This is a genomic window from Pontiella sp., assembly GCF_041622395.1.
Taxonomy (GTDB): Bacteria; Verrucomicrobiota; Kiritimatiellia; order Kiritimatiellales; family Pontiellaceae; genus Pontiella.
This window is the reverse complement of sequence record NZ_JBFJYW010000123.1, coordinates 1-10362: the sequence shown is the minus strand read 5'-3', so window position 1 is coordinate 10362 and position 10362 is coordinate 1. Positions and strand designations below refer to the sequence as shown.

The following is a 10362-nucleotide window of genomic DNA, read 5'->3' as shown; positions in this document are numbered from 1 at the left end:
GAGGACGAACCTGTTCATGAATCTGTGTTTATCCGCGTTAATCTGTGGTTCATTTACTTTTCCAGTGCAGGCATCTCCTAGAACTTCGTATTTCCACCACAGAGCACTGAGACACAGAGGCTTATACATATCCCCTCTGTGTCTCTGCGACCTCTAGCAAAGCGGGGGGTTGAAAGCATCCGAAAATGTAAGGTTTCCAGTGTACGATTGCTCCGCCGGTTAAATATTGCGAATTCCATGCGGGAAGTCGTTCGCCACAAAAGAGCGCAAAGATCACAAAAAGCCCCCGAAGGCCTATGGGATGAACCTTTGGTGTCCTTGCGTTCTCTCGTGGCAATAATCCGGAAATTTATCTGCCGAATCGCTAGCTTTCGGAGTAGGTATCGTCCGTTTTTTCCAGCCAGTCGGCAAACAGCTTGCGGTGCATTTCGAGCCGCTCGGCATATTCGGGGTTTGCCGCCAGGTTGCGGGTTTCGCCGGGATCGTTGATCATATCGAAAAGCTGCTCGCGGTGGTCGCCTTGGCTCCAGCGGTGGTATTTATACTGCGGCGTGCGCACCGAGCGTCCGTCGATCGTCTGCTGTTTGGAGATCCGGACCTCCGCCTCGGTCACGACATAGTCGTGCGTCGGGGCCTTGCTGTTTTTATCCAGCACGAACGGCAGCGCGCTTTTCCCATAGTAGGGGCCGGAAGGCATCGGCCGACCCACGATATCGGAAACGGTCGCCATCAGATCGATGCCGACGGAAACCAGCCGTTGGTCGGTTTCGTTTCGGCGCCCCTTGCCGGGATAGCAAACGATGAACGGGACGCGGCAGGATTCTTCGTAGAGCACCGACTTCTGGTGCCAGCGGTGCGCGCCGTAGCCGTCGCCGTGGTCGCTGGTGAAAATGACCACCGTATTGTCGGCGAGTCGGTTGCTATCGAGCGCTTCGAGCAGCTCGCCGATATGCGCGTCGACCAATTCGACCAAGCGGTTGTATGCCCAGCGGTATTGCCGCCAGTCGTCCTTGCTGAAATCCATTGCCATCAGCTGGGCATTGGGCACGCCCTTGTCCGTCAGGCTGCGGCGAATGGCGACCGCCTCGGATTCGTCGGGATTGATTTCATGGTTGTCCGGCAGGGGCGGGCATTGCGCGAGGTCGGGATCCACCGCCACCTCGCCGTTTTTCATATCGATTCCTTCGGTGCGGCCGGCTTTCTTGCGGCCCCACTCGCAGATGTCGTGCGGGTTGTAGTAGGAAACGACGGCCAAGAACGGGTTGCGCCGGTCGGCGGAAAGATACTGCACGGCATTCTTGGTCATGGTCTTGTCCTTGCCGCCCGTATTGACATCGAACCCGTGATGCTTCGAATCCTCCGTGGTAAAGGTTTGGTCCTGGATGTGCCACTTGCCGAAATAGGCCGTGTCGTACCCGGCGGCCTTGGCCTGGTTGCCCAGCGAGATGGTTGGTTTGTCATTCTCATCCGCCAGACGCCGTTGGCACGGCAGACGCCCCGTATACATCGTGTAGCGCTCCGGCATGCAGACCGGATAGTTGACATAGGCGTTCGGGAAACGGACGCCTCTTTGCGCAATCGAATCCATCGACGGCGTCTTGACCCACTTCGAGCCCGCACAGCCCATGACGTCGGCAAATTGCTGGTCGGTGGTAATGATCAGGATATTGGGTTTTGCGGCCGTCTTGGCCAGCGCCCGGTCCAGCGCGCCCGTAGCCAGCAACGCCACCGATCCTGTTTTAAGAAAATTCCTGCGGCCCATATTCATCGTTTTCTCCTTTCCTGCAACACAATCATTCGTTGGGCGAACCGTTCGCCGAGCAACCGGGCGGACTTGGCATCGAAGTGGGTCAGGTCGCCCCGATCCACCAATCCCTGCGCCGAGGCGAACGCGCAGTGCGGCACGGATTCGGCCACCCGCCGCTGGGCGGCATCGACCGCCTTGCGCCCTTCGTTCCACGGCTTGCCGTCGAACTGCCCAAGCTGACCGACGACGAACGGGAGGTCCCGATCGCCGCATTCCGCCCGCACCCGTTCGATGAGTTCCGTCAGCGCGGCGGCATAGGTGCCGGCTTCGCCCATCTTTCCGTCGGCCTCGCCCTGGTGCCAGAGGACGCCCTTCACCGTTCCGCTTTTCATGGCGATGCGCAAGCGCGCAAGCATATCGTCGTAGGGGTGCGTTTTGGTTTTCGTATCCGCCGCGCCGGGAGACCACTTGCGGATGGAGGTTCCGCCCACCGCGCACGGGATCAGGCCAATGACGGCATCGGGATCATGCCCCGCCATCGCGATCCCGAAGGATCTGCCCGGCCCGACCCCGGCCTGCTTTTTATCGAAATGGATCGGGTCGACCGCCGGCACCCACTCGTTGTTCTGGTTCAAGGCGAGCACCCGCGGATGCGGCTTGAGATCCCGGTCCTCGACCGTGCCCCGGCCCGCCATGTTGGATTGGCCGATCAACAGATAGAGATCCAGCTTTTGCTCCGCGCCAACCGCGGGCAAGACGCAGAGAAACGCGGCGAAAACGACCGCCGGCTTGAGGCCGGCCCACCGCATGCCGGAGCGCTTCGAACCATTTTCCCGACGACACATAAACACATCCTTTTTCATGCGGCTACTTCCCCATGCTTAACGTTTATTTCGGAAACTCGAAGGCCCCGATGTCCGCCCCCGCGCCATCCAACTCCACATTCAACAAATCCCGGCCGCCGTTGCCCGCGATGGCAACCCCGGCATCGACGCAAGGCGAGCCGGGCCGGGGCCGGTATCCGCCGAGCGCGGCCATCGTCGTTAAATCGATATCCGTTCCGGCACGGCCCGGTTTAAGGAAGCCCGGGTCGGCCACGATAGGATTTGTGTCGGACGGGTGCGGCTCGATGTTGAAGTAGAGATTGTTGCGGAAGCGGGTGTTGATGCCGGCGGCCTTCCTGCCCCAGCTACCCTGGCCCTCGAAATAGAAGATGTTGTTTTCAAACGTGGAGTTGAGCGGAGTGCGGCCTTCGGCAAAAACCTCGACATCCAATCCCCGCTGAACGAAATGGGTGTTGTTGTAGATGTGGACATTTTCCGCCCGCGTTTCCTTTTCGAACCCGTAAAAATAGATCCCCAACCGGTCGTTCTGGGTGACATTGTATCGAATCACCACATTGCGGGTGGGTTTTTTCATGATGCCGCAGAACCAGAGATTGTCGTGGCTGTAGTTGTATTGGATGAAGGTATTGATGCAGTTGTAGTCGGCATCGAATCCGCCGCGGTCCGATTCGCCGCCGCCATCCTGGTTTTTCGTGTCGCCGACATTGCCGTAGGCTTCGTTGTACTGGATTTTTATCCCGTCGGTGTTGAAGCAGAAAATGCTGTGCCCGGTATCGCGGCGACTGCTGTTGGCGAGGATGTTGTGCTCGTAGACGGCGTCTTTGCTGACGCGGGCAATGATGTTGTTGCGCCCGGTGGTGTCCACCCGGTTCCCCGCCACATAGACGCGCGTCCAGAGGTTCTTCGCTTCAACGCCGTCTTGGCGGAGGTTCACCTCGCCACAGGAGGAATCGTTGCCGATCCCGACGCCGCCGATGTTTTCAACCCGGTTGTTGGTAATCCGCAGGTCATCGAATTTGGAATTCTTCACTTTGGTCATATGCACGTGGATGCCGCCGCGCCTTTTCCCGGCCACCATGCCGTTCACATCGTGAACATGGCAGTCGTTGATGTAGACGTGGCGGTAGGTTCCTTCCGTGCGCTCCACCAGCACATAGATCCCGAACAGGTTGCCTTGGTCGTCGTCGGAGCCATCGGTATTGGTGACTTCCAATCCATGCACTTCCCAGAAGGAGGGGTTTTTCAGCAGCACGCCGGCCATCGCTTTGCCGCGGGCCTGGATGCACGGACGGGCACCCCGCCCAAAGGCGCCAATCCGAACCGGCGCCCCCTCCGCACCATTGCCCTGCGGCGACAACATTCCCGTAAACAGCATGCCCCGCTTGAGCAGGATCGTATCCCCGGGCTGCATTTCAATCTGGCTGACGGCCTCGAACTTCCGTTGCGAATCCACCCGATAGTCCCGGGCCATTCCAGACGAGACAACGAACAACAGAATTCCTGCCGCCGAACCACGCCCGCGAAGACGCAAAGGCGCTAAAAACGAAAACCTTCGTGTCTTTGCGTCTTTGCGGTCGGACCATCCGACTGAAGCGAATCCGATCTGAAATGGCGTTGCTCTTTTCATTAGTATTTGTAGTCCGCTCCATCGCGGCTGAGCCGGCAACTGTTTTCGATTTCAGCCAGCTTCCTTGATAAAGCGATGAACCGCTCAGGCATCTTTTGGGACAGGTCCGTGGTTTCGCCCGGATCTTTTTTCAAATCGAACAGCAGCGTCTGGCCGCCGCCCTTGGTGGCTTCGGTCAACAATTTGTAGTCGCCGCTGATCAGCGCCTTGCCATCGATTCCGTCGGACAAGCGCATGTATCCGAAAAACAGATCCCGTCCGCGCGCCGTCTGCGTTCCATCGATGACCGGCATGAGATCGATGCCGTCGATCGGCAGCTTGCCGGCGATTTTATAGCCGGCGAGCTTGGCGATGGTCGGGACAAAGTCGACCGTGGAGCAACGAACGTCGGTGGCGGTTCCGGGCTTGATCACGCCGGGCCATTCGGCGCAGGCCGGCACCAGCAGGCCGCCTTCATAGAGGGTGTGCTTGTGCCCCTTGAACGGGCCGGCGGAGGCGATGCCCTTCTTGGCCAGGCCGTCGGCGGGGCCGTTGTCGCTGCAGAACAACAAAACGGTGTTTTTCTCGATGCCCAATTTCCGCAGCTCGGTGCGCAGGCGGCCGATCTGCTCGTCCATGGCGGTGATGCAGCCGTAATAGTTCTGCCGCAGGGAACCGGCCTTGGGATACCGTTTTTTGTATTCCTCGCCGGCCACCACCGGCTCGTGCGGCGTGTGGAACCAGACCGTGGCCAGGAAGGGCTGGTTGCGGTTCTTTTCGATGAACGGAATCACGCGGTCCATGATCACCCGGCTATCGTCGCCGCGCAGGTTGTCCGCCACCTCGTTGCCGTTATGGACATAGGGCATTCCGCCCTTCCACGGCTGGCCGCCCAGGTCGACCTTGCCGGAGCCGAAGCCTTTCCAGCCGGCGGGGGTGATGCCCGGGTCCCAGGTCGGCACGGCGCTGGTGGTGGCGAACCATTCGTCGTAGCCATGGTGCGACGGCGGGGAATAAAAGCCGCGGGAATCGCGGTCGGCCTCGCGCACCCAGCCCAGATGCCACTTGCCGAAGAAGCCCGTGGCGTAGCCGCGTTTCTTGAGCATTTCGGCCACGGTGGTTTCGCCGACGCGCATGCCGCCGGTATGGGCCGCGAGGACGCCGAAGCGGAACGGATAGCGGCCGGTCAGGCAGCTTCCGCGCGTCGGCGAGCAGAGCGGCGCCGCGGCATAGAAGCGGTCGAACCGCACGCCGCTTTGGGCCATGAGGTCGAGGTTCGGGGTCTTGAGCTCCGGGTGGCCGTTGAAGCCAACATCGCCCCACCCCAGGTCGTCCGCCATGATCATGACGATGTTGGGCGTTTGCGCCGCCGAGGAAAAGAGCGGCAGCGCCACTGCGACGGCCAGTAAAACATGCTTGAGTCGGTTCATTATTGTTCGTCCTGTGTTAATTCATTTCAACTCGATACGGTCCGGCCCCGCAGCCGATGCGAGAGCGCGTTGCAGCAGCTCCGTGCGGGTTGGGTCCGGCAAGGCCATGGTTGCTGAAAGATAACGACAGGATGCGGTCGATGCAACGCACCGACCACGGAAGTTGCTTGCCGTGCGAAACGTCCGCCGGAACTGCCGGAGACCATGGGCCGCGAAGACGCCAAGAAGAACGGACCGACTGCAGCGTATTACCTAGAACTTCGTATTTTCACCACAGAGGGCACTGAGACACAGAGGCTCATATATACATATCTCCGCGGTGACCTCTAGCGAAGCGGGTGGTTGAAAATCATCCGAAAGTTCAAGGTTTCCAGCGTACTACTGCCTCTCGATGGTAATGCGATAGAAGCATGCGGCATCTGCCGGGCTGGCCGGGAAGTCGAATACGATGACTCCGCCATTGCCCGTTCGGGGAGTGCCGACATCCGTCCAATCTCCGGCGGCGAGATCTTTCCGCTCTTGCCCTTGATAAATGTGGCCCGGTTCGGAATTCAGCAGTTCGATGTCCACGTTGTCTCCGGCCGCATTCAGCTGCGGGCGCACGAAGTTCAGCTCTTCGACCACAATCGGGTTCGACGGCACGGCGACGACTTCGCCCGACTCGGCGCTCTCCTCGCCGTTGCCGTATCTGGCCACGATGACATAGTAGTATGTGACGCCGGCCGTGAGCCCGGCATCGGTGTAGGTTGTTTCGGTGATCGTGTCATCCACGATGGCGTAGGAGCCGCCCGGGGTCATGGAGCGCTTGACGGTGTAGCCGATCGCACCGGGGACCGCATTCCAAGTCAGCGTGACCTGAGTTCCGCTAACCGGCGTCTCCGCGATGGATGAAGGGGTTTGCGTTTGAGCGAGCTCGAACCAGTTCAGATTGAACATTTCACCGGAAGCCGTCTCGTTGGAATCGGCCTCCACGTATTTCAGGCAGAGCGTATGCGTGCCGTTTGTGGGATCGAGCGGCGCTTCGATGGTGCACCAATTTTGCCACCCCCCGGTAACCGGCACCGCGACTTTGCCGATTAAGGGGCCGGTCGCACTGCCTGTGCGAATCTCGATCTTGCCATCGGCCTGGCCGGCTGGGGCGGCCACGCGCAAGCGGATGGAATCCGCGTGATCCAGATCGATCCCCGCATAGCTCGTCCAGTTGCCGTCGTTGATGGCGGTCAGGTTGAGTCCGCCGCCGGTGTCGGAGCAGGCTTCCGTGCCGGGGCTGCCGGGGTTGCTTGCGTCGTAGGATTCCGCTTCGAAACGGACGTAAGGCACGGTTTCGGGTTCGAGCAGGATTTCGAAGCAGTAGGCCGAATTGTCCTGTACGGTGGCCAAAACCGACGTGTCGCTCAATTTCACGGCACGTCCGGTCTCGCCTTCCGCATCGACGCCGTCGACTTGGCTCCAGCGCGTGAACGTGATCGGCTCATCGCTGATCGTTCTGCCGGTCGGGCGGATGGTGATGGGGTAATCCGTATCGGAGTGGTTGAGCACCCAGACCGTCATCAGGTTTCCGCGAATCAGCGCCGACACGGCGGAGTCCGCATCCGACTGGTCGGGGTCGGAATCCCAATACACCTTGAACTCGTCGGGCTCGTTGACCTCCAAGGCGTAGCCTCGGTTGGAGGTGGTCGTCAGTTTCTTGAAGATGTAGTATTTCACGCTGCGCTGTTTGTTGACGATGTAGCAGTGCCCCTGATCGCTGTAGCCGACCGCCAGCCAGCCATTAAGGCCGGAGAAGCCCGCGTTGATGCATTCCAGCATGTAGGCGAACGTGAGGACTTCGTCGGCGTCCGAGGTGCTCTTCCATCCGTGCACCTCGGTGTTCCAGATTTCGGGAACAGCTTGCGAATAGCCCTCATACATGGCGTTGACCTTGTCGGCGAAATCCTGCGCCGTCCCGCCTTTGTCGGTGTTGTGGCAGGAAGCGATGTCCAGGGCCTCCCTGTAGCTGTTGAACAAAACGCTGCTCATCCATGAGCTGCCCTGCGTGTAGCTCCAGGCCGAGGGGGCGATCAGCCGGGGAATATCCTCGGCGGTCAGCGTGACGTCCGGATAATCGGGGTGGACCACAGGCTTGGTGCCGTCCAAATAGTCGTCGAAGAGCGCACGGATATCCCGGACGTCCTGGGCATTGACGAAATTCCACTCATTGCTCAAATCCATATAGGAAATTTTGAGGCCGTAATGCTTCATCAGGATCAGGTAACGGAGCAGGTACTCCGAACATTTGACTTCGTCGAAACTGAAGGAGCTTGAGGAATAACTGGCCGCCCCGGTAATCCAGATGGGATAGGGCTGCCATGTGATACTGGATTTTGCAACCCCGATGGTTTCATAGGCCTCGTTAAGCGGTCGTGGGCTGGCGAAGAACTTGATGTCCGGATTCGCGGCCTGCATGTCCTGCATCATGGGAATAATCCGGTCGTTATTATGCTGGCCGTCTTCAGTGTCGTCGGCATCGAAGTAGGCGTCTTCCCGGAAGATGCCCTCGTTCAATTCGTATTTGGCGCTGATCGCCACGCGGACATAGTCGACATCGCAATCATCGACGGACCATTCCGCGAAGGTGTCCTTGAGGGCCGCGGCGCCAGACCAAAACCAGAGGCGCTCGTAGTCGATGCCGTAGCGCATCTGTTGCTTAAGCGTATTGCCCACGGTGATCGCGATAGGATCGGCCGACACCGACTCGTACGAGAACCAGTTCAGGTTGAACCCGCCGCCGAGAAACTCCAACCGCAGCGTCTGCACCCCGGTTTCCGAGAAATTGACATAGGTGCTTTGCGTCTCCCACACCTGCCAACCGCCGGTATCGGCCACCGCCATCACGCCGTTGGTTTCCCCGCCGCCGACAAGCGCAATCCCGTCGCCGCCGCCGTCGGAGGCCACGCGGAAGTCAATTCGGTGCAACCCGGCGGTTTCCACATCGATGGTGTATTCCATCCATTCCCCGGCGGAAATGTAACTCAGGTTCTGGCCGCCGCCGACATCGGACGTGTTTTCAAACCGATACCCGGATCCGGCATCCTGGTCTTCGGCCTCGACGATGGGAGCCCGTGCCCACCAGTTCAGGTTGAACAGGGAGGCGCCCACGGCGTTGGTGGTCTCGTTAAAAACGAGCACCACATCGTTGCCGGCGTTCGCGAAAGAAACCGGGAGATAGAGGGTTTCCCAGCTTTGCCATCCATCCGTAACCGGCACGTCGACCTGCCCGAGCAGCGGCCCGTCCGCGGCATCCAGCCGAACTTGGATATACGCGTTGGACGTGGTGGCCGGGCGGGCGACCCGGAATTTCATCAGCGCATCCCCCGTGGGCATTACGATCCCGCCATACCGGCACCAATCGCCGTTGGAAATATACGCGACATTCGTTCCACCGCCCGTATCGCTGCAGGCTTCCAGCCGGGTGCCGGACTGCGCGGCGTAGTCCTCGGCCTCGACCGTCAACCAGCGCGGCGGAGAAAACTCCGAGTACTCGATCGTCAGCTCGACATTGTTGAAACCAGCTCCTTGGGCGCCGACGCCATCGATGAAAAACACCAAGCCATGGTTGTCGAGCGACCCTTCGAACCAGCCCTGCACGGTCGAGGTGAAATCCCCCGTCACGGTTTGTCCCGTTGCGGCCGTGTTTTTAATATCCGCAACCAAAACCTGGGGATTCAGAGCGGCCGTATTGGTGACGGTGTAGTCCCAGCCATAGATAAAGAGCGGATTGTTGCCGCCGGAAGTATCCCACGCCGTCGCCACCGCGCCGACGCTGGCAGGATCGGACGTATTCAGGTCATTGAGTTGCGAATCATAGGTGGCGGTGAGCGTCGCACGGTCAATGACGGACCCCGCCGGGATCGAACCGATATCGAAATGGGCAAAGGTGACCACGGTGCGGGTATCCCCGCCTTGAACCTGCGAGAGAGTCCTGGATCGGACTTCGACTTGATCGGAGTTGCCGCGGCTGACCGTCCCCGGATCGGTGAGCGTGGTGCTTACCGATGCAAACGTAATGTCCGAGGGACTAACGACCCGCGTGTCCGCATGCGTCCATGCCGGGAGCATCCCAGCCAGGGCGATGGTTGCCAGCGTCTTTCTTCTCATTGATTTTCCCTCGATTTTCCACTGCTTCACTAAATCCACGACCCCGTCCGCGCGCCCGGGCGCCCACCGATCTAAAAGAGAGAGTTATGGCCAGACCGGCCCCATTTGCCAGCCCCCGGCAGGTTACCCTGTTAATCGAAAAAAGAACCAAAGGCAGTCCTTCCGAGCGATCGGGCCTCCCCGTCAGTGGCTTCCGAATAACGCGATGTCGTCGAATCGACTGCCGTGGTTATCGGCGGCGGCGCCATAGAGGTAGAACGTCCAGGTTACATCCTGCGCGGAGGAAAAGTCGGTAAAGTCGATCTCCTTGCGCTCTACGGGAGCATCGTTTGCGGGCAGGAGATAGTTCCGCAGGACAAACGTTTCGGTCGTTCCGATGGTATAGCCGATATCCAGCCGGGCACTCGTTCCATACTGATCGGAGTAAAAAGAGAGCCTTTCATACTCCACCGTATTTCCGTTTGGTTGGAGCGTGAAAGCGAACCAGTCCCCGGCGCCCGTAGCGGCGCGCTGGTCCGCCAGGGCCGTTCCGGCAAAATTGAAGCCGGGCGAACCGGAAGCGCTCGCATCGAATACGGCACGGGTTAAAACATATTT

6 protein-coding genes are annotated in these 10362 nt (G+C 59.7%); all 6 read right to left on the bottom strand.

Going from position 1 to position 10362, the window contains the following annotated elements; all coding sequences use genetic code 11:
* Positions 1 to 364: 364 nt before the first annotated feature.
* Positions 365 to 1768: a sulfatase gene (locus ABYO54_RS08675; RefSeq protein WP_372807856.1), complete on the bottom strand. Its 1404-nt coding sequence runs from the start codon at positions 1766 to 1768 to the stop codon at positions 365 to 367.
* The gene (locus ABYO54_RS08670) at positions 1765 to 2592 is read right to left on the bottom strand and encodes a sialate O-acetylesterase (protein ID WP_372807855.1); all 828 of its coding nucleotides are present in this window, start codon (positions 2590 to 2592) and stop codon (positions 1765 to 1767) included. Before ABYO54_RS08670 ends, ABYO54_RS08675 begins: the two co-directional genes overlap by 4 nt.
* 43 nt (positions 2593 to 2635) lie before the next feature.
* Positions 2636 to 4045, bottom strand: a complete 1410-nt coding sequence (locus ABYO54_RS08665; protein WP_372807854.1) for a hypothetical protein — start codon at positions 4043 to 4045, stop codon at positions 2636 to 2638.
* Between the two features lie 173 nt (positions 4046 to 4218).
* Positions 4219 to 5628, bottom strand: coding sequence for a sulfatase-like hydrolase/transferase (locus ABYO54_RS08660; protein ID WP_372807853.1), 1410 nt, complete (start codon positions 5626 to 5628; stop codon positions 4219 to 4221).
* Between the two features lie 378 nt (positions 5629 to 6006).
* On the bottom strand, positions 6007 to 9765 hold the full coding sequence (locus ABYO54_RS08655) for a carbohydrate-binding protein (RefSeq protein ID WP_372807852.1): 3759 nt from the start codon (positions 9763 to 9765) through the stop codon (positions 6007 to 6009).
* 183 nt (positions 9766 to 9948) lie between these two features.
* On the bottom strand, positions 9949 to 10362 hold a 414-nt coding region (locus ABYO54_RS08650), incomplete at its 5' end, for a hypothetical protein (RefSeq protein ID WP_372807851.1).